This is a genomic window from Paenibacillus sp. SZ31 (assembly GCF_012912005.1).
Lineage (GTDB): Bacteria > Bacillota > Bacilli > Paenibacillales > Paenibacillaceae > Paenibacillus.
Genome location: NZ_JABBEA010000012.1, coordinates 126,625 through 147,784 on the forward strand (window position 1 = coordinate 126,625; position 21,160 = coordinate 147,784).

The following is a 21,160-nucleotide window of genomic DNA, read 5'->3' on the forward strand; positions in this document are numbered from 1 at the left end:
CATCCTAAAGAGCGTCTTTCTTATGGGGCAGGATGATTATCAAAACAGAAGGAGGCTCATTCACGGATGAGCCTGGTATAGGTCGCTTCCAGATACATGGCTGTTCTCGCCCAACTGAAATGTGCCATTGCGCTGTCTCGACCAGCCTTGCCTAACATTTCGGCAGAAGCCGGATTGCTTGCAAGTTTGTACAGGCAAGAAGCAAAACGTTGGGGGCGTTCAAAAGAGGTAACAAGGTATCCATTGATACCTGATTCAATAATTTCACGAATACCTCCGTTATCTGAAGCAATGACGGGTAATCCCGAAGCCATCGCTTCAACATTAACCAGGCCAAAGGCTTCATGTTCTTGAGAGGGGCAGACCAGGCAATCGACTGCCCGATACAACTGGTCGATATATTCATGGTTTATCTGACCGAGGAAGGATATATGGACTTTTTGTTTTCGAGCAAGCTCTCGAAGTCTACGCACATAGTATGGAGGCCCTTTGCCTGCAATAACCAGTTGAACAGGCGTCTCTTGCTGAAGAAGGGCAGTGGCACGTATTAATACGTCTACACCTTTGCCAGGGATGAGCCGACCGACATACAGAATAGAGAATGGTTTAGTTATTGCAAATTGTGTACGCAGGCGAAGCTGTTCTTCACTGGACTCAGCAGGTCTGAAGCGGCTTAAATCTGCACCTAGTGGAACAACACTCATCCGGCGTTTTACGAGCGGAAATCGGCGACCTAGCCTTTGTCTCAGGGATTGACTGTTGACGGCAATCCAATCGGCTTTTTTCATCAATGCGAGTCTTGCAGGTCCGGGCTGAGCGAACGTTAACGAGTGAAGATAGAGCACAACTGGTGTGCGAGGGAAAGCGCGTTTAATGGCAGCCATGCTGCGGGGCCTGTTGTCCACTTGAATCACATCATAAGGTTGTTTGGATAACAAACGTATTACTGCTTTGGTGTACCCAACAGGACTAGATGCAGAGACACGTTGAATGGTGATACCGTCCATTAGCTCCATGTTGGCGAGACCTGTCACTTGACGACTTATGATGGTCACCTGATGACGGTGTGCAAGTTCGCGAGCGATTCCCAGAATACAGATTTCCACTGAACCGTTTCCCGGCAAAGGCAATTTTTCGGGTGCAACCATAGCTATTTTCATTAACAGGCTCCTCCTTGTCCGACATCGATAACATTCTTCGTCATATATCCTATGAGAAGCGGAAGCATTTGGCTCCTTCGAACAGGCCGGCGAACCACCCATATGAGGGTGCAGGAATAATCTGCTGTTTGGGTTGAAGCAGAAATATTCGTCTTTTGTGATATACTGTACGGGAACTATTGAATTCGTTACATGTATAGAAGCAGGAGGAAAATGATGTTACATTCTATGCTGGGGCGTTTCCGGCTGCTGTTGTGGTTGCAGGGCATTTCGTACGTATTGCTGCTGTTTGTTGCTTTTCCATTAAGAGATGCGGGGATTATACCGCAGGCTGTCACATGGTTTGGAAATTTATACGGTTTTTTGTTTTTAATGTACTTATTATTTATGGTGAGTTTGTACACTTCACAGAAGTGGCGTCTGCGTCGTCCAATTGCGCTATTCTTTGTTTCCTTTATTCCGCTGGGGAACATGATCTACGATGTTGTCGTATTCCGTAAGCTGTACCATCAATTAAATAAAGCTTGACTTTATTTAACGTTATGAAATATGATGAGTACAGGTTAAACAACCCGTTCCAACTAAAACTACATATTCCTGTTAAAGGGGAGTAGCTTTTACAGTAAAGTCGTCAATTCGGGATCATATCCCCGGCTTTATTGGCAGCAATCTTGTTGTTAGCGAGACCTTTACCAAGTTTTCATGCTCGGTAAAGGTCTCTTTTTGTGGATATAAAAGGACCTTACCAGTGATGGTAAAGGTCCTTTTTTTTGTACATCATAAGGATATTAAGGAGGAGTCAATGTTGGAAGTTTCATTATTATTGGAATATGGGTGGGTGCTGGCCGTCTTAGTAGTTCTTGAAGGACTACTTGCAGCAGATAATGCATTGGTACTCGCAATTATGGTTAAACACTTACCTGAAGATAAGCGCAAAAAAGCGTTGTTCTATGGTCTGATGGGTGCATTTGTTTTCCGTTTAGGTTCGTTGTTCCTGATCTCTTTCCTCGTCGATGTATGGCAAGTACAAGCGATCGGTGCCCTGTATCTCCTGTACATTTCGATTAACCACATCGTTAAAAAGATACTGGGTAGTCGAAATAAAACAGATGAAGCAGCTGATTCAACGCCGAAGAAACCGAAAAAACAATCCGGTTTCTGGATGACCGTTTTCAAGGTTGAAGTAGCGGATATCGCATTTGCAGTCGATTCCATTCTGGCTGCTGTTGCTTTGGCCGTGGCGTTGCCACCAAGTGGATTGCCTCCAATTGGCGGACTTGACGGTGGACAGTTTATCGTTATCTTCCTCGGTGGATTCATCGGACTTGTGATCATGCGTTTTGCAGCCACATACTTTGTGAAATTGCTTCATTCCCGTCCAGGGCTTGAAGTTGCGGCTTTTGTGATCGTAGGTTGGGTAGGGGTTAAGCTGGCAGTTATTACACTGGCACACCCTTCATTGGGTGTTCTGGATGAGCATTTCCCGGAAAATAAAATTTGGAAATTCGGATTCTATATTGTACTGATCACCATTGCGGTATGTGGTTGGTTCCTGTCTTCCAAAGTTCCTGAAAAAGAAGACGAAAATCCGGTTGAAGAGTTGGAAAAACAAGCAGGACTGTAATAATCATGTTACGCTAACAACATCATTATTATTATTAGAAAAACAGGAGGCTGTCTTAGGACAGTCTCCTGTTTTTGTTTACATATGTAATCTGCACCATGGTCCAATTTCCAAGAAAAGGGTTGACACATGAAATCGAGTCCCCTTAATATAAGACTAACATTAACGAAGGGAGGCCGAGAGACATGATGCTTGGTTATGATTTGAATCAAACAGGGCGCAACGTAGACACAACTGCATATCCGGCTCATCGTCTCATTGGCCTCATACGGTCGACATAGGGGATAGGCATATCGTTTAGCAGTTTATAATCGATATGCGTTCTTCGCTTATATTATAGCGATGGATGACAGACACATAGCATGTTCATGCTGTTCTGTTCTCCGTTATTGTCATTAGTAGAAGTCATGGGCGACTAGCCTATGGCTTTTTTTAGTTTTATTTTACAGATGAATCAGCAAACCGAATTTGCTGAACGTACAGGAAGGAATAATACACTTTTATGAATACAGAATTTAATTTATTTACCAATCCAAACGAATTAACAGGTGCCTACCGGCATGAAGTGAAATTGCCTGCAGGCGATCTAACCGTATATGCGGCGCAACAGCTCTTCTCCTCGCTCGATTACAAGGTATTCGAGATGGCGAACAATAATCTGCAGATTCCGGGAATCTCTTATATGAGTTACACGCCAGACGTGCATGTCGGTGTAGGTACCTGCATCGGAACAACAGCCGTGTGGGATGCGCAGAGTGGATATGTATCTCCCTCTATCGTGGGCAGTGACATTGGCTGTGGCATGAGAGTGCATATGACGAACTTGCACAAGGACGAGTTGAAAGACATCAAGCTCCGCCGCAAACTCGTCAAGACCATTGAGAAAGTATTGCCGATGGAGGCAAACCAGCGAGGTCATTATTCAGATATCAGACTGGAACATATTGTTCGTAAAGGATTGCATGGGTTACCTAAAAAGTATATTCCCGACAGCTATACCCCGAAAAAATCAACCTCAATGACACATGTGGAAAGCAGCAAGTTCAGTTACGATGAGGATGTGTTAAACCATGTTCCTGATATGACGTGGCATCGTTCGCATCGTCAGCTTGGTACACTGGGTGGAGGAAATCATTTTGCTGAGATCCAGGCGATTGAGATTGCTGAAGAGAATCGTGAAATCGCCGAAGCTTGGGGATTGTACGATGGACAGGTTGTGGTCATGATTCATTCCGGCTCTCGTGCATGGGGTGGTTATGTCAGTCAGACGAGTTCGTCAGCGATCGCCAAAGTCATGCAGCGGCTTAACCTGGGTACATCCGATCCCAGACTGGTATTTGCTCCACTTGAGCATGCGGAAGGTCGTCATTATGTGAACATGATGTATTCTGCGTTGAATTACGCTGTTGTCAATCGTCACTTGATTGCGTATGCTATTCGCGAAGCATTCCGGGATGTGTTTGGTTCCAAATGTGAATTCCGTACGTTATACGACTTGATGCACAACTATGCCTGGGAGGAATCTCATGCAGACCAAGGTTCCGTTTTTGTGCATCGTAAAGGTGCGACACGTGCGTTGCCGGCAGGGCACCCGGACAATCCAAAGCCTTATCTGGCAACAGGACATCCGGCCCTTATTCCCGGTTCTATGGGAACTGCTTCGTATATCATGGTGGGTCAGCCACAGGGTGCTGATAATTATTATTCAATATGTCACGGTGCGGGTCGGATCCGTTCACGGACAGCAACGAAACGACTGGTTTCGGTGGAAGATTTTGCATCGGCACTGGGCGTGGGGACAGAAGATGAGATTGTGGTAAACCAGCGTTCACTTGAATCCATTATTGATGAATCACCTCAGGCTTATAAAAATGTAGATGAAATTATAGACAGTGTTACCGGCGCAGGCCTGGCTCAGGTTGTAGCCAAATGCAAACCGCTTATAGCGGTAAAGGGAGCGAAATAATGACAATAAACGAAAAACAAACAGATCCAACCCAGGCAATCTATACTTATGACGAACAACATGATACCCGAATTCGAGTGGAAGGGTACGCCATCTATTCAAGGCTGATCCGTGGAATCAGTGAGGCGCTTCATCAGCGCTATGGGGTTGAATACAAGCTCTATGCCAGTTCTGACCCGAACAATGAATACTGGGAGTTACTCCGGGAAGACTTGCAAAATGGCAGTGACGAAGTGGAATTGGTAGCCCGCATATTCGAAGATCTGGAGCTTCAGACCTTGCATTACAACGATGATGGAGATGTGCCGACTTATGGTGTGCATTACTCCATTCGCAACAACGTATTTGCCTATCCGAAATGGGGCGTTGCGCTCGTACGGGTTCCATTTTTCCGGGAGAATGGGATCTACAGTGAAGACTTTGTCTTTGCCATCGGTGATGAGGAGATGAAGCAGTTTCTGGGAAGTGTCCGCGAACGGGAACGTCAGCAAAATATGAAAAAGGTGACGGTATACACGGATGCCCGGAATGGAAGCGATCGTCATGTCGAATCCATTACTCGTTCCGTGGGAAGAGAGGATGTTGTTCTCTCGGCGGAGATCAAGCAGGATATCTTCCGTTCGCTGGATCAGTTCTTCGAAGCGGATCGTTCTTTTTACCGAGATTATGATATCCCGTACAAACGGGGAATTCTATTGTATGGACACCCCGGAAACGGCAAGACCACATTGGTGAAATCCATTGCTGGAAGTATCCCGGGACCGGCTGCGTATTGGCAGATTACGGAGTATACCAACAGTGAATCAGTGCGTGAAGTGTTCGAGGCTGCCAAACGGCTGGCACCGATGGTGTTGATCATTGAGGACATCGATTCGATGCCGGATGAAGTCCGTTCCTTTTTCCTGAATACACTGGATGGAGCTACGTCGAAAGAAGGCATTTTCCTGATCGGGACAACGAATTATCCGGAGAAAATAGATCCGGGCCTCATGAACCGTGCTGGACGGTTCGACCGGGCTTACGAAATTCCGCTGCCAGATGAAGCGCTGCGCCTGCAATATTTGCGGCAACGGGGCTTCACCGTATTTGCTGGTGAAGAAGGAACAATTGAAGCTGCTCGCCTGACCGACACGTTCTCTCTAGCGCAGCTGGGTGAGTTGTATGTCAGCGCTGCGCTGGAATGGCATCAGAATGGACAGACAGACATTGTGAAAGTCATTCAGTCGATGCGTGGTGAGCTGGACAAGAGTCACAAACATACTTGGCTGGCACAGCCGGGTAAGGGACGTGCAGGATTTTATTGATCAGACCTAACCAATCCAATCGATAATAAGACGCGATTTTATAAATAATCCTACCTCAATTGGTGATACTAACCTTGTCTGCTGTAACATACAATGACTTTCGGGAGGTACATAACGCAGCCCTGAGCTGGTGAGATGCCGGAAAGTAACGCGATCTGTTTCCATACTGGGCTAAGGCCTGTTTTGCAGAGCAGGGTGCATCGTAAACAAACGGTAATATGCAATAATTTTCATGCCAATTGTTTAAATGCTTCTGTAGCGGTTAATAGTAGACAGACAACAACAAAAACTTTAATTAGAGGTGAATGATATGGGTTGGTTATGGTCATTAATTATCGGTGGTATCATTGGTTGGTTGGCAGGTTTGATCGTTGGTCGTGACATTCCAGGTGGTGTTATTGGTAACATCATTGCTGGTTTCATCGGTGGATGGTTAGGTGGAGTAATCTTGGGCGATATGGGTCCTGAGATGGGCGGATTCCACATTGTACCTGCATTGATCGGTGCGATTGTTCTTGTAGCGATCGTAAGCTTGATCTTCCGTTCAATGGGTCGTAGTCGGGGGTAACTTACTTAAGATAATTTCTTGAATTAGTTATCAGCCAAATGCATTACTAATGAAGAGGTTGATTGAGAGCCATAACCATGGCTTTCAATCAACCTCTTGTTGTTTTAAAATATATAAAGATATGCGTAATAGCTATCTATATAAATTGGACTAAACATTTACACGAGAACGTAGAGGACAGAAATAACCTGAAGAAGCGGAGCGTTCGCCTTTATCACCAGATTTTCTCCTTGTAAAGCCAAATATAAAAAATATGGGAATAACAGCGATCAGAAGGTTGTTCTGTCATCGGAGTGGTAAGTGTAAAAGGTAGTTTCGATAAGAGGGGATGAACGGAATGGAAAAAGCTACATTCGCCGGCGGATGTTTCTGGTGTATGGTTACACCGTTTGAAGAACAACCGGGCATTCATGGTATTGTATCGGGTTATGCTGGCGGTCACGTCGAGAATCCAACATATGAGCAGGTCAAAACCGGGGAAACCGGGCATGTCGAAGTGGTTGAGATTACATTTGATTCGGATGTATTCCCCTATGAACGACTGCTGGAGCTGTACTGGCCACAGATTGATCCGACGGATGACGGAGGACAGTTCCAGGATCGGGGGACACAGTATCGTACAGCGATCTTTGTGCATAATGAACGTCAGCGTGAGCTTGCCGAACAGTCCAAGCAGGAACTGGCAGCTAGCGGACGATTCAATCAGCCGATTGTTACGGAAATTCGGGATGCCGTCGTATTCTATCCGGCTGAAGACTATCATCAGGATTACCACAAGAAAAACGAGAAACATTATAAGGAAGACCGTGCATTATCCGGACGGGACGAATTTATAGACGAGAATTGGAAATAGGATAATTCTATCCTACCCATGCAATAAGCCGGGAGAGCTCCTTATGGAACTCTCCCGGCTTATTATTGAATCAAGAATTTATTTTGCAGGATTGGACTTCAGTACATATTTGGACAATGTCTCATCGTTCATGAAATAGATGACATCATCCACATAAGTAGAGACACCTTCTAATGAAGGAACGGAGGCACTGGTCGTGTAGATATGCACGTCTTCCAGCGTGAGTGGATCAAGAATATATCCCATTTTGGCAAAATCAAGCTGGTACTGACCATCCTGCGTCTGATCGACATGCATCAATGCAGGTTGTGCGTCCTTGAACGTACGCTCAGTCACTTTGCCTTTCATGGTGTACAGTTCCAGCTTCTGCCCTGTAAGGACCGTATAGCTGTTGCCAGCCGTCTGGATGTAGGCATCACCAGCAATGGCACGTCCCCAAGCGAGCTTGCCATCGGTGCCAAAGCCCATCAGTCGGTTACCCGTGCTCTCGAAATTGGCACGCATAATGATGGAACCATCATCAAGAATAGCCAGCGATTCACCGCCGCCATCTCCTTGGGTATTCGCATTAGCCGGGAATTGATAGAAGGACAGACGATTCAGCGTACGATCATAGATCTCCACTTTGGGATTCGCTGCTGGCTGCCAGAAGTTGCCTACCTTGGTTTGTTTGCTGGCATCCACTACAATTCGACCATGATCAGCCTTAAGCACAGCACCGTTAATCGTCTTTTCGGTAATCAGCTTACCCTTCTTGTCATATAACGAGATGGCTGAGCGAACCGAACCATTCGATTGCGCGTCCTGACTTGAAGCGATCAACAACGTATCGTTATCCAGAAGAGAAATGTTCGAAGGTGAATTCACCGTTTTGACCCAGTTGGTTTTACCGGATGTATTAAATGAGTACAATTTTTTGGTTTTGTCTGAGTATTCCATATATACATAGGCAGTACCGTTGCTGGCATATATCGAATCGGAGAAGGTGGTGTAAGGACCACTTTTCTCATGGAATATCGTATTCCACTTCAATTGTCCAGTTGTCGCATCGAATGCCTGAAGAGAGTCCAGTTGCCAGTCCAGTGTCGTTTTGCTGCTTGTTTTGGTCACAGACTGGGCAGCATGCACATATACGAGATTTTTCGAAGGCACAGCATGGATTTCCTTGATCAGGACATCTTTCTCTGTATTGGCTTCAGACAGCATCAGGGAAGATGACGTCCACGCGGGTTTGGGCATGGATTCGGGTGAGGCAGCAGCGTAACTCGTTGTATTCATGGTGAAGAGGAGCATGCCGCTAAGAATGAGGGCAGCCCATGTTTTGGACTTGTGTTTGGTCGATGTATGCAAGTGATAAACCACCTTTCTTCTTCGGTTCAAAATAGAACCGATTGTTGAATTTTACCATTGATGTCATATTGAATTCAACCGAACGCACTGTAACCTTTTATCATTCATATATCAAATTATCTTTGTTTGATGAATTATAACGGTTACAGGGATTTCATCTTCTTTCGATGAAGGTGGAAGTCTGATATATTTAGTGCGGTGATAAGCCATATCTGCGTAAGAGGTTGGATAGAACATAGGAATGAACAAGGAGAAGAGCTATGAATTGGAGTGAAAATGTGACCCTATGGGTCATTGGATGTATCATCGTATTGTTGCTGCTGGCCTGGATTATTCGGCGTGTTATCGGGCGCGGGCAACGGATCCGAAGTGAAGCCAATCCTCGTAAAATTACGATAAAGGACATCGACAAGATGGAGGATGGTTCGGAGTTTGAATTATATCTCTATCATTTATTCGAGCAACTTGGGTACGATGAGGTTCATAAGACGACGAGTAGCAGGGACTTTGGGGCTGATCTTGTGTTTGTCGATAGACTCGGCAGACGAAGTGTGATACAAGCGAAGCGATATGGCGCGAATCATCCTGTAGGATTGAGTGCAGTGCAGGAGATCTATACATCGATGCGTTATTATGAAGCCGACCGGTCCATTGTATTGACGTCCGCCCGTTACACCGAAGCCTGTCGGACACTTGCAGCAGTCAATGGAGTGAAGCTGCTGGACCGGGAAGACCTGATGGAATTAATCCTGTTATTCAAAGCCAGAAGAGTGGAAGAAGCGCTGGAACTGATCGAAGAAGATGATCACGAACCGATCGAGACGTGGCAGTCCCGGCGAAAGCGGCAATCCCGCTAAGTACTCGGATGAAAGCCTTTAAAATGATGTATATGCCCATTCCAGTAGGAAGCACCTTCACTTGCGTAGCTGCACATGATATATTGAGTGCATATCAACCAAAGGAGTGTGTAATCCATTATGGCACGTACACAAACACAAAAAGCATTACGCAAAGCAGAGCGGTCAGGTAAGTGGTGCTCGGAACAGAGCCGGAGAGTCAACGGAGATTATAGTGCGTTATCCCAGCATGTACGCCTCATGCCTACGAAGCAGGAAAAATTGCAAAAGGTCAAACACAAGAAGCAGATCATCCAGGATGGTGGTGCTTCTTTTTATTTTGTCCAATGTGTGCGAAAAAGTGCATAATGTCCTATAAACCTTCCTTTGGTTGGGGAAGCTTCTGGTTGATCATGAATATAAGTTAGAAGGGACGAGCCATTTCGATGACAACACTTCTACGTATAAATAAAGCAGCTGTTCGACGTCTTTTGCTGCACACGCAAGGTTTACTGGCACGTTGGCCAGCGGAAGCGAGACACTCCGGGCCGGATCAGGTCATAGAGCTGATCCGCTCACTTGGCTGTGTGCAGATCGATCCTGTGGCTGCTGTAACCGGAAATCAGCATTTGGTGCTGGGTGCCCGTGATCCGGGATATACTGCTGATAGCTTAAATACGCTGCTCAGCGATCACAAGGTATTTGAGTATTTTGCCAATGCGGCATGTGTGATTCCAATCGAAGATTATACTCTCTTTGAACCTGTGCGTGCTCGGTTAAGGGAGCGTCTGGCTCCGTCTTTGCAAGGTCTGGAGAAAACAGTGCAGCATGTGTTACAGCGACTGAAGGAGGAAGGACCCCTACCTTCAAGAGCTTTCCGTGCTGTTGAACGGGTAAGTGGTTATTGGGACAGTGCGGATGTACCGAAGACCAAGGATACAACACTTGCTCTGAATTTACTTTTGGACTCCGCTGTGATTCGTGTGGTGGCGAGGCAGGGAAATGAACGTTATTTTCATATGACCGAATCCGAATTGCAGCAACAGGGGCTTCCGATGAAAGAAGACATGGATGTGTTTGCCCAGAGACAGGCTCTGCTGGATAAATACATTCATGCATATCGGGTTGTAGATGCCCGTGATCCCCGTCTGGGTTGGCTGAAATCTACAGCGGCTGAACGTCGCGCCGATATTGCTGCACGTGTGTCAGATGGGCGAATGATCCCACTTAAGGTGGAGGATGTGGCAACGCCTTATTATATTCGTGCTGAAGATGAGGATTTGCTTCTGCATATGGAAAAGGAAGAGCCACACTATGATGCGTCAGGTCCTGTGCGTTTCTTGCCGCCGCTGGATAACCTGTTATGGAGAAGAGAACGTATTGTCGATTTATTTGATTTTCATTATAAATGGGAGATTTACACGCCAGAGGTGAAAAGAACCTACGGTTATTATGCCATGCCTATTCTTCATGGTGATCGGTTGATTGGACGTATGGACCCACGACTTGATCGCAAAACAGGAGTACTCACCGTTCGTTTGTTATCGATGGAAGAGACAGCTCCACCTGTGGAGGAATGGATCACGGATTTTCGGGAGGGGCTTCAATTCTTTGCGTCCATGCATGGAGCGCGTTCTATCTCTATTGAGAAGACGGTACCGAAAGAGCTGAAAAAGCTGCTTAAGTCGATTTGATAAGGGGATACACGAAAGAATGTATGGACATGGGAAATTGGATTTCATGAACAAATCTAAAAAGGAAAAAACAGGGGGAGCCAGATGGCTCCCCCTTCATTGATTTTAAAATCATATCACCAGATGAGGCATTTCAACGTTCGGATCAACATCTGCTTCATAATCCACACCATCGGTTTCAAAACCAAACAGCTGGAAGAATTCGCGACGGTAACCTTCCAGATCGGACAGATCGTAGATGTTCTCTGTGGTCAACTCATTCCAGAGCTTCGCCACTTCTTCCTGAACGTCAGCTCTCATCTCCCAATCGTCAATGCGAATACGGCCTTCGGCATCGGTTGGAACTTCTCCTCCCGTATACAAGCGATCAGCGAACAGACGTTGCAATTGCTCGATGCATCCTTCATGCAAGCCTTTTTCTTTCATGACTTTGTACAATGCTGAGATGTACAGCGGCACGACTGGAATCGCAGAACTGGATTGAGTCACCAGCGCCTTGGCTACAGTTAAGTATGCACGTCCACCTTTTGCACTTAGACGATCATTCAGCTTGTGTGCAGTCGCTTCCAGGTGATTCTTGGCCTGACCGATGGAACCATCACGATAAATGGCATGCGTAAGTTCAGGACCGATGTAGGAGAAAGCGATTGTTGTTGCATCATCAGCGAGCACGCCACCTTGTTGCAGGGCATCCATCCACAGTTCCCAATCGTCTCCGCCCATAACGGTTACCGTCTGACGGATTTCCTCTTCGTTTGCCGGCTCCAGAGTAACCGAGCTGATTTCGCCTGTGTGGAAGTTTACCGTTTTGTTCGTGTAGGATTGTCCGATAGGCTTCAACACAGAGTTGAATACTTCACCGGTGTTCGGCTCGGTACGACGTGCTGAGGCTACGCTGTATACAACCAAATCCACTTGACCGAGTTCACTGCGAATCAGTTCAACGGCTTTTTCTCGTGTTTCGTTTGCAAATGCATCACCTGTAACGCTGTACGATTTCAGGCCTGCTTCCTCAGCGGCTTTTTCGAATGCAGCGGAGTTGTACCATCCTGCAGAAGCTGTACGTTTCTCTGTAGAACTACTTGGACGATAAATGCCGACCGTATTCGCTCCCGCTCCAAAAGCAGAGACAACGCGTGACGCCAGTCCGTATCCGGTGGAAGCACCGATGACGAGCACATTACGAGGGCCTTTCAGCTCCGGCTGGGATTTCACATAGTCAATCTGTTCCTGCACTTGCGCAGCGCAACCTACAGGATGGGAAGTGGTACAAATAAAACCACGTGTTCTTGGTTTAATAATCATTTATTTGCATCCTTTCATATTCAGCTCATGTTTCAGCATTTCGATAAAATGCTCGTATACATACCTCCTTATTGTAAAACAATTACCTCGGAAACGGAAACCGTTTCGTTTGATTTCATCGGAAGGGTAGCGTTATATCTCTAATTTTGCGATGATGTGCATAGAATGTACTCGCTCGTTAGGATAGAAAGGACAGGGATAGCATGCTGAAAGAACGCATTGAACTGCTTAGCAAAAGAAAACAGATCTCCCGTAAAGACCTTGTGGAAGGTCTGGTCACGCAGGCTCATTTTGCAAATATCCTGGCGGATCGTTATCCGCTCCCTGAGGACTTGGCAGAAGCCATCGCTGGGCGTCTTGGGGTAACTCCTTCCTATATTACAGCGGCAGCGGCTAAGGACGAGGAAACACTCGAACGGGCAGAGGTTATTTTCGAACAAATGTCAGTTCCAGCGTCGGCGATATCAGAAGATACGGTGCATGCGCTGGCAGATCGGGATGACACGCTGACCGTAGAGCTGACAACGGCCTTGATGAAGGCGGTCTATTATCAGCAATTAAACGAAGCAACGGCTCATGAGTATATACATACGTCTTACCTCAATTTTTACCTGGAGAAATACGGTCGTCCAGACGATATTGATCTGCCGCGTCCGTTAGTCAAGGCACTCTTGTTCTATAAAATACAATATTATCGCTCCAAAATGGCATTTGTGGATGTGTTAACTCATGCAACCAGGCTCAGTGAGCTGGCGCTTCCTGGCAGTGAATTTTGGCTGTCTGTGCAAAACATCAAGATGGAGGCTTACATCCAGGTCAAACAGTATGAAGAGGCAAAACAGGTATTCGAGCTTACAATGCGTCATGTCTATGATCAGCGGATGTTCCATCGGTTGTCCGGGTTATATGTAGCCTATAGTGGGTATTGTTTCGCGATGGGGCTGGTTCAGGAGGCACTTTCGGCATTGACCATGGCGGAAGCGAACCTCGTGTATGCCGGTAACCAGGGTGATCTGGTGACGGCAATTTCCAACAATCGGATTGTCATGCTGACGATGACAGGTGAACTGGATCAGGCACAGGCGGAGATTGAACGATTCGAGTCGCTGTTGCAGCAGGAACCGGAAGAAACACAGCAGGCCATGCAGCCGCTCATCGGTGTGTATCGATGCGAAGTAGCTCTGGCACGAAAGAACTGGGGCGTGCTTGCGCAGAGTGTAGATCAACTTTTGAAATGTGCAACAACACAGGACCAGCAGATGAGCGCAACCTTCTATCAGAGCCATCTGGCTCTTGCACATGGAGATCGCGAGGTTTTCATGGAGCGGGCACTTGCGTGTCTGCCTTATTTCGAATCCGCCCAGCATGTCATGCGGCTTGAACCGTTATATGAAGGAATGGCTGTAGTGTCTGAGGATCAGCGGAAATACAAGGAAGCTGCGATGTATTATCGGAAGCTGGTATATCTGTTACGCAAAAAATAGAGTGGAAATCGGCTTGGAAGAGCCTGATTATGGCATGATTTGGTGCATTGCCAACCTACTTTCCACAAAATATGGCTGCCAATCGTGAAATGAAGATCGAATTAACAGATCTTTTTTTGCGAAATTGACTTCAATCCTTACCAAAGAAACGATTATCCCGTAATTCAATTGCTGGATTTTTCGTTTTTTTTGTATGCCACCAGAAGGGTATTCAAGGACAAGCCGTGGTGTTTATAATTTAACTATAAATAAAAATAAAACAAATGAGGTGCTTAATATGGGATGGTTCAGTAAAAAGAACAAGCAGGAAGATGCGATTGCTAAAGCGGATAAATTGATGAATAAAGGACTCACTGGCATGATGATGAAAGGCTTTGTATCCAAGGAACATCGAGAGGCTATCAATCAGAGTCTGGATTCGGCAAAGCAGGCACAGTTGGCGGCAAGTGGTTCTCTGCCTTTAACAGCTACGGCTACGGTGGTGACGATCACCGACACAGGCAAACTGATCAACTTTGATCCGATTGTTCTGCTGGTATTGGATGTGACAGAGACGAATGGCAACCAGTATCAGCGTACATTGGAGACACTGGTTTCCAAGATGCAGATTCCACGAGTAGGCGATCGGGTGGGATTAGGTCAGAATCCAGCAAATCCGTCTGAGCTGATTTACATGGGGATATTGTCTATCTAGAAGGTATTTGGTTATAAGACAGTGATATTCTATTTATGAAATGCGTATAACAACGATTAATAGAGATATTAAAAGAAGTATTAAGAAAGGGTGGATCATATGGTAGTTTTCCTGAGGTTCATTGGCGTATTAACGGTGTTCGGAGTGGGGTTCTCCCCATTTCTGGCACAGCAGTTGTGGAATGATCCGTTTATGATTATGCAGGCATGGTGGTACACTCCGGCGATCTTTGCCGGGTTCGCACTGATCTTTGTTCCTGCGATTTTGAGCAATATTTTTGGCGTAGGTCGAGTGAAGGCAGGTTTACCAGCAGTTGGGGTCATTAAAACTATACAACAGACAGGTACGTATATTAATGAACAGCTTGAGGTTCGGTTGGGTCTGACGGTGTCGCGTAAGGGGCGTGAGAAATACGATACGGAGATGAAAACAGTCATTTCATTGACCTCCCTGACACAGTTTCAACCGGGCAGTTTCATTCCGTTAGTCGTTTCTGTAAAGGATGAGCGCAAGGTAGGACTTGATCTGAAAGGGCGGTTGTCGCAAGAAGATATGCAGCAATTGCTGGATGAAAAGATGGTACAGCAAGGGGTACCGCCTGAAATGATGGATATTGCGAGAACAGGTGAAAAAGCGATGGCCAAAATTCTTGATGTCACTCCACTGGGGAGTGAAGGTAGCAACAAGATCAAGCTTCAGCTCAAGCTCAGCATAACGAAAACGAACGGCGAAACCTTTAATGTGACGACGCAAAAAGAAATTTTATCGTCTGCGCTGCCGCAGGTGCAGCAAGGTCATATCATTAACGTTATTTATTCAAGGCAAGACCCGACGAAATTGGTGTTGGCATTGAATGTACAAGAGAGACAATTAAGTGACTTATTTTCCTCCTGATGATGTAGACAAAAGGAGATCCTACAGATCATATTTATGACGTGTAGGACCTCCTTATTTCATTTGGTATGTACCAAAGGTGCAAGCGACGTAATGCTTTCAGACAATACCAAGGCGCATGCGATACGAGAACAGTACTTTTCTGGATTCTCCGTCAAATACACGATTAGCCAGCGCTCTGAAGTCGTCGGCCGCTGTTAATAGATCATCTGCTCCGAGCTTCAACGCCGTTTGCAGGCCGCCTTGACTCAGGGCCAGATTCACGTATCGGTCGGCTGTGAATGTCTCGTGGTGATGAAACACAATTTCCCGAACATATCGGAACAGCCCGGACTGCTGAATCTGCTGCAAATGCCCATCTTTGCTCCATTTGTGTGCCTGACTATCCTGGGGAGCCAGACTGGCTGCTCGATGATCTGCCTCCGTATTCAGTTGCAGATAGGCCTGCTCCAGCTGCCAGTCCAGTATTGGCGGCCAGTCGCAATCATAGGCAGCAAATATGCCCCCTGTGCGAAGTACACGTGCAAACTCGCGTAGTGTGGGTTGCGGCTCCATCCAGTGAAACGATTGCGAACAGGTCAACACATCCACACTACCATCCGGGAGCCCGAGGTCATGAGACAAGCCGGACACGAACCGGAGGTTATCCGGTTTGCCGGCAGATTCCCACTTGGATTCCGCTACAGACCTCATGTCATCGCTGGGTTCAAAGCCAATGATGCGTTCTGCCTCATTAAGCCAGATCCACGATGATAAACCGGTGCCACAGCCAACATCTGCGACCATACGCGGTGTACTGCCAAGATATGTCGTTAGAATATCCACCACTTCAGTGGGAGCAGCTGGGCGATTCTCATCGTATAACGTACCGAAACCTTTGAAACGTTCCACATTGTTGCGTCTAATGTCTTGCATGGATAAACCTCCTTCGGTCAGATGGATGACAGAGAGTCAGCTGTGCTCAAAAGTTGTATAGGCCTATATTATATCATTCATTGTCGGGTTGTTTGTTCATGACGTTCTGTAAATGTTCAACAGCTTTGATATGACGCCTGAGCAATTCCTGTCCAACATGAGCAGGCTCGATGACGGTCAGCTCGGAACCAAACGACAGCAGGAAGGAGTAGAGCCATTCCCCAACATTCAGTTCGAGAGAGACACGGAGCCTGCCATCAGGCTCTTTTTTAATGAGGGACGGTTCGAAAAAATCATGTACTCGGTATGCAATGGTGCTGGAGAACAAAAGTGTCAGAGGGATCAAGGTGATGGCTGACTCTGATTCAGGGTCATTTGATCCGGCAGTAACAGAGTGATCGTGTTTTCTCGCCAGAAAAGTCAACTGGGTGATCCGTTTCATCTTGAATGTCTCGAATTCTCTCCGATCAGGGTCATTATGGATATATCCTTTGAAGTACCACGTACTGTTTTTGAATATAAGTTTCTGTGGCTCCACGGTCGGAATACTCTTCTCACCATCCGAATTAATGTAGTGAAACGTAATCAGTTGATTCGTTAATATAGCCTGCTTCACCTGATTGAACAGTTCTCTCTCCTGCAGAGGGATGCTGCCCCATGGTGAGAAATTGAATTCGATCCAATCCAGTTTGTGATCAAATAGAGCGGTTAACCGTTGCAGCATATGGGCACTGTTAAGATGGGGGATCGCACTGACACTATAGAGTCCCATCAAAATTTCGTTCTGGTCTTCTTCTGACAGCAGCGACTTGTCCATGACATAGTTGTCCATGAGATGAATGCCGCCATGCTTGCCGGTCGTCGTATAGACGGGAATGCCCGCAGCGCTCAGCCGATCGATATCACGGTACACCGTGCGTACAGAAATCTCGAACAAACGGGCGAGTTCGGGTGCAGTGGCTTTCTTTTTCTCTAATAACAAAAGCAACATTCGAAATAGTCGGTTATTTTCCATGCCTTAATTATACCATGACAATAGGTGTCAGGGTATGGGTGGTACACTGGTGTAAAAGTCTTACCAAGACATTTTGACTCAGTCTTATAATTTGTTCTTCATTTATTGCGGAGTAGTGAAGGGGACGATATCGATTCTGAAGAAACGAAGTGTTCGCTAAAAGCTTTCTGTAAGAAAGCTACTTCGGAAGCAAACGCTATCATCGGATTTTTCCATTTAAAAATGGGAATAAAAGAAATCCGAGGATAACAGCGATCAGAAGAACGATTCGTGACCGGAACGGCTACTCGCATAATATCAAGCACTTTATATTGAAATGAGTTAATTATGAAGGAGGAACTGATCATGACAATGAAAGAAGGATTTTACTGGGGTGGCGCAACGGCTGCCAATCAATTCGAGGGTGGATGGAACCAAGGTGGCAAGGGGCCAAGCACGTCTGACATGATGACAGGGGGAACCCACACGATTCCACGCCGGATTACGCCTGTATTGGAAGAGGGCACGTATTATCCGAGCCATGAAGCGGTTGATTTTTACGGACATTACAAAGAAGATATTGCCATGATGGCAGAGATGGGCTTCAAAATGTTCCGCATGTCCATCAACTGGTCCCGGATCTATCCGAACGGTTATGATCTGGAGCCAAACGAAGAGGGACTGCAGTTCTACGATAATGTCTTTGCCGAGTTGAAAAAATACAATATTGAGCCGCTCGTAACGATCTCCCATTATGAAACGCCATTCGGTCTGACACAGAAGTATAACGGCTGGGCTTCCCGTGAAGTTATCGATTGTTATATCCGTTATTGTACAACCCTCTTTAACCGTTACAAGGATCAAGTGAAATACTGGCTGACGTTCAACGAAATCAACATTTTGACAATGCCAATGGGTGCTTATATGGGTGCCGGTATTTTGTTGGAAGGTAAAGAAGCCTTGACGGATGGAATCGATAACCCACAGACTCGTTTCCAGGCACTGCATCACCAATTTGTCGCAAGTGCTAAAGCGGTAAAACTGGGACATGAGATCAATCCTGAGTTCAAAATTGGCTGTATGGTTGCTTTTATGACAACGTATCCAAATACATGTAACCCGGACGACATGCTGCTTGCACAGAAGAAAGACCAGCTGTCCAACATGATCTGTGGTGATGTACAGGTTCGTGGAGCGTATCCTGGATTCGCCAAACGTTTCTTCGCTGAAGAAGGTATCCAGATCGAGATGCAACCGGGAGACGAGCAGACCCTGCGTGAAGGCTGCGTAGACTTCTATTCCTTCAGTTATTACATGTCTCTGGTTGAAAGTGCGGATCAGACGCTGGAAAGAGCAGAAGGTAATCTGCTTGGCGGTATCAAAAATCCATATCTCGAAGCCTCCGACTGGGGCTGGCAGATCGATCCGAAAGGATTGCGTTACACTTTGAATCATCTGTATGATCGTTATCAGATTCCACTGATGGTGGTTGAGAACGGCCTGGGCGCTGTCGATGTGGTAGAGGAAGATGGTTCCATTCAAGATAACTATCGCATTGATTATCTGAAAGGTCACATTGAACAAATGAAAGAAGCAGTAGCTGACGGCGTAGATCTCATTGCCTACACGATGTGGGGATGTATCGACCTGGTTAGCGCATCCACTGGAGAGATGAAGAAGCGTTATGGCTTCATTCATGTCAACAAGGATAATGACGGTAACGGAGACTTGAGCAGAACACCGAAGAAGAGTTTCCACTGGTACAAAAAAGTTATTGAATCCAATGGTGAAGAGCTATAATTTAGCGTAAAAAAAATAGATCAGCCTGTTCCCTTTAATGGGACAGGCGGGTTCATGTAGTCCTGAACTCGTTCAGGACTACGATATATGAATATAAAAAATACCCGGCGATCCTGTTAAGGAAAGCCGGGTATTTCTATGTACACGCGCTGGTGGCAACTATGCCAGTCTTCTGGACTGCAGTTGAGACATGCGCTCCAAGTGACGCCGGTAAAACCATATGCAGGTGGAGAGCCAGCAACCACTTAAGAAGTATCCGCCTACGATATCACTTGGATAATGCACCCCCAAGTAGATACGACTTATACCAATGGTCAGTATAAATACGGCGCTGGCAATAATCATCAGCACACGTCCGGTGGTGGTAGGCACATGTTTCCAGATCAGAAAGGCCAGTCCACCGTACAGGCTAAATGCTGCCATAGAATGCCCACTGGGGAAGCTGTAACCACTCACTTCAATGATCCGGTTAATGGTAGGTCTGGCACGCTGAAATACCAGCTTGAGCAATGCATTTAACAGGGTTGAACCGGCGAGCACACAAGCCAGGAAGAGTAGTTCGCGTTTGTGGCGCAGGCAAACGTATAACACAATCATTGAAATGATTGTAATGATGACCACAGGCATTTCGCCACCAATCCAGGTGAACAGCTGCATGAATTGCGTCATGCCGGGGGATTCCAATCCCTGAATCCAGCCAATTAGCGTATCATCAAATCGATGAATCTGGTTGTCGCTGATGGACAGGGCGATGCTTACAAAAGCGATCATGCATAACGCTGCAACGAGCAGCGGGAATGAGATGTTCCTTTTCCAGTTGTGCATCAAATGTTGAGTTCCTCCGTGATGTTTGATTTCGTATGTTGTGTCCTTGCGTATGTCGGACATAACGATATTCGTATTGTGCTATAATTTTACAATAAATATAGCAGCAATAAAAATATGTAACCTTAACAACGGTTGTTCAAGCAGAAAATGAAGGAGGGGGAACAGTCGGAATGAAACAGCGGTTGCTGATGTGCATGATGGTCTTACTGTTGGTTACGTCTGGGTTAGCTCTATTTCCCGGAGAGAAAGTGTATGCTTGCAGTTGTGTCGAGAGTGATGTTCAGGAGAGATTGAAGACCCAGACAACGGTATTTACGGGAGAAGTGGTGAACAAAGGCCATTCTCAACAATCGAAGAATGATGGCATGTTAAGAGAGTATACCTTTGATGTAGATACGGCATGGAAGGGAGTCAGTGCCAAAAAGATGAAGATCATAGGGAGTGACGGAGGGTCTGAATCCTGTGGCATTCAATTTGAGAAGAATCAGTCCTATCTGATCTTTGCTTATCAAAATGTATTGGATCATAAGCTGCATACGAATCTGTGCAGTGGCAATGTTCCTATTGAACAAGCCGGAGATGATCTGAAATTGCTGGGCGCGGGCAAGGTTGTAAATAAAGAAGATTTTGGAGAAACCAATAATGGACGAAGTGAATATTACCTACTTATCTTATACGGTGGAGTCATTTTATTGGCAGCGTTGGCAATCGTGTGGATATGGAAACGAAAGAAAAGAATTTGATTGCAGGTCTGATGAAAATTGAAAGCTGGATTGTATAACATAAGGTTTGTATGACGGAAAAAGAAACTGATCCCCGTACAGAGCGTTAAGAAACATTGACGTTCTATATGGGGATTTTCAGGAGTGGCGTCAAAATATTATCCATTTG

At 46.1% G+C, this 21,160-nt stretch carries 20 protein-coding genes; 14 read left to right on the forward strand and 6 right to left on the reverse strand.

The window, feature by feature from the left end; all coding sequences use genetic code 11:
* Nucleotides 1-56 precede the first annotated feature (56 nt).
* On the reverse strand, nt 57-1,160 hold the full coding sequence (locus HF638_RS20850; protein WP_169481881.1) for a glycosyltransferase family 4 protein: 1,104 nt from the start codon (nt 1,158-1,160) through the stop codon (nt 57-59).
* 216 nt (nt 1,161-1,376) lie between these two features.
* On the opposite strand from HF638_RS20850, the gene HF638_RS20855 reads away from it, so the two are divergent.
* From HF638_RS20855 to msrA, 6 genes are all read left to right on the forward strand, one after another.
* Complete coding sequence (locus HF638_RS20855; RefSeq protein ID WP_169481882.1) at nt 1,377-1,688, forward strand: DUF3817 domain-containing protein; 312 nt, start codon at nt 1,377-1,379, stop codon at nt 1,686-1,688.
* A gap of 277 nt (nt 1,689-1,965) precedes the next feature.
* Complete coding sequence (locus tag HF638_RS20860) at nt 1,966-2,784, forward strand: TerC family protein (protein WP_169481948.1); 819 nt, start codon at nt 1,966-1,968, stop codon at nt 2,782-2,784.
* A 502-nt stretch (nt 2,785-3,286) separates the two neighbouring features.
* Nucleotides 3,287-4,750 carry an RtcB family protein gene (locus HF638_RS20865; RefSeq protein WP_211175720.1) on the forward strand — a complete coding sequence of 488 codons (1,464 nt, stop codon included), beginning with the start codon at nt 3,287-3,289 and terminating at the stop codon, nt 4,748-4,750.
* Nucleotides 4,750-6,054, forward strand: a complete 1,305-nt coding sequence (locus HF638_RS20870) for an AAA family ATPase (protein ID WP_169481883.1) — start codon at nt 4,750-4,752, stop codon at nt 6,052-6,054. The genes HF638_RS20865 and HF638_RS20870 overlap by 1 nt, the downstream gene beginning before the upstream one ends.
* 310 nt (nt 6,055-6,364) lie before the next feature.
* Nucleotides 6,365-6,622 carry a GlsB/YeaQ/YmgE family stress response membrane protein gene (locus HF638_RS20875; protein ID WP_062835823.1) on the forward strand — a complete coding sequence of 86 codons (258 nt, stop codon included), beginning with the start codon at nt 6,365-6,367 and terminating at the stop codon, nt 6,620-6,622.
* A 337-nt stretch (nt 6,623-6,959) separates the two neighbouring features.
* A complete protein-coding gene (gene msrA / locus HF638_RS20880) occupies nt 6,960-7,475 on the forward strand; it encodes a peptide-methionine (S)-S-oxide reductase MsrA (protein WP_169481884.1) in 516 nt (171 codons plus the stop codon).
* 78 nt (nt 7,476-7,553) lie between these two features.
* Here the strand turns inward: msrA and HF638_RS20885 are convergent, their stop codons facing one another.
* Nucleotides 7,554-8,825: a PQQ-binding-like beta-propeller repeat protein gene (locus tag HF638_RS20885; RefSeq protein ID WP_169481885.1), complete on the reverse strand. Its 1,272-nt coding sequence runs from the start codon at nt 8,823-8,825 to the stop codon at nt 7,554-7,556.
* Nucleotides 8,826-9,085: 260 nt separating this feature from the next.
* Between HF638_RS20885 and HF638_RS20890 the strand changes: the two genes are divergently transcribed.
* The 3 genes from HF638_RS20890 to HF638_RS20900 all read left to right on the forward strand — a co-directional run bounded on the left by HF638_RS20890 (nt 9,086) and on the right by HF638_RS20900 (nt 11,355).
* Nucleotides 9,086-9,682 carry a restriction endonuclease gene (locus tag HF638_RS20890; RefSeq protein ID WP_169481886.1) on the forward strand — a complete coding sequence of 199 codons (597 nt, stop codon included), beginning with the start codon at nt 9,086-9,088 and terminating at the stop codon, nt 9,680-9,682.
* 120 nt (nt 9,683-9,802) lie between these two features.
* Entirely contained in the window at nt 9,803-10,030 is a 228-nt protein-coding gene (locus HF638_RS20895; RefSeq protein ID WP_169481887.1) for a hypothetical protein, read from the forward strand.
* A gap of 77 nt (nt 10,031-10,107) precedes the next feature.
* A complete protein-coding gene (locus tag HF638_RS20900) occupies nt 10,108-11,355 on the forward strand; it encodes a DNA glycosylase AlkZ-like family protein (protein ID WP_169481888.1) in 1,248 nt (415 codons plus the stop codon).
* Between the two features lie 111 nt (nt 11,356-11,466).
* Here the strand turns inward: HF638_RS20900 and fabV are convergent, their stop codons facing one another.
* Nucleotides 11,467-12,660 carry an enoyl-ACP reductase FabV gene (fabV, locus tag HF638_RS20905; protein WP_169481889.1) on the reverse strand — a complete coding sequence of 398 codons (1,194 nt, stop codon included), beginning with the start codon at nt 12,658-12,660 and terminating at the stop codon, nt 11,467-11,469.
* 203 nt (nt 12,661-12,863) lie between these two features.
* On the opposite strand from fabV, the gene HF638_RS20910 reads away from it, so the two are divergent.
* The 3 genes from HF638_RS20910 to HF638_RS20920 all read left to right on the forward strand — a co-directional run bounded on the left by HF638_RS20910 (nt 12,864) and on the right by HF638_RS20920 (nt 15,732).
* Nucleotides 12,864-14,144 (forward strand): XRE family transcriptional regulator, encoded by a 1,281-nt coding sequence (locus tag HF638_RS20910; protein WP_169481890.1) that lies wholly within the window; start codon nt 12,864-12,866, stop codon nt 14,142-14,144.
* 277 nt (nt 14,145-14,421) lie between these two features.
* On the forward strand, nt 14,422-14,838 hold the full coding sequence (locus tag HF638_RS20915; protein ID WP_169481891.1) for a hypothetical protein: 417 nt from the start codon (nt 14,422-14,424) through the stop codon (nt 14,836-14,838).
* 99 nt (nt 14,839-14,937) lie between these two features.
* Nucleotides 14,938-15,732, forward strand: coding sequence for a hypothetical protein (locus HF638_RS20920; RefSeq protein ID WP_169481892.1), 795 nt, complete (start codon nt 14,938-14,940; stop codon nt 15,730-15,732).
* A 99-nt stretch (nt 15,733-15,831) separates the two neighbouring features.
* On the opposite strand, the gene HF638_RS20925 is transcribed toward HF638_RS20920, so the two are convergent.
* Both HF638_RS20925 and HF638_RS20930 read right to left on the reverse strand, forming a co-directional pair.
* Nucleotides 15,832-16,647 carry a class I SAM-dependent methyltransferase gene (locus HF638_RS20925; protein WP_169481893.1) on the reverse strand — a complete coding sequence of 272 codons (816 nt, stop codon included), beginning with the start codon at nt 16,645-16,647 and terminating at the stop codon, nt 15,832-15,834.
* A 73-nt stretch (nt 16,648-16,720) separates the two neighbouring features.
* Nucleotides 16,721-17,662 (reverse strand): helix-turn-helix transcriptional regulator, encoded by a 942-nt coding sequence (locus HF638_RS20930; RefSeq protein WP_248278217.1) that lies wholly within the window; start codon nt 17,660-17,662, stop codon nt 16,721-16,723.
* A 345-nt stretch (nt 17,663-18,007) separates the two neighbouring features.
* Between HF638_RS20930 and HF638_RS20935 the strand changes: the two genes are divergently transcribed.
* A complete protein-coding gene (locus HF638_RS20935; protein ID WP_169481894.1) occupies nt 18,008-19,441 on the forward strand; it encodes a glycoside hydrolase family 1 protein in 1,434 nt (477 codons plus the stop codon).
* Between the two features lie 159 nt (nt 19,442-19,600).
* Here the strand turns inward: HF638_RS20935 and HF638_RS20940 are convergent, their stop codons facing one another.
* A complete protein-coding gene (locus tag HF638_RS20940; protein WP_169481951.1) occupies nt 19,601-20,266 on the reverse strand; it encodes a phosphatase PAP2 family protein in 666 nt (221 codons plus the stop codon).
* A gap of 173 nt (nt 20,267-20,439) precedes the next feature.
* Between HF638_RS20940 and HF638_RS20945 the strand changes: the two genes are divergently transcribed.
* A complete protein-coding gene (locus tag HF638_RS20945; protein ID WP_169481895.1) occupies nt 20,440-21,012 on the forward strand; it encodes a hypothetical protein in 573 nt (190 codons plus the stop codon).
* Nucleotides 21,013-21,160: the final 148 nt, after the last annotated feature.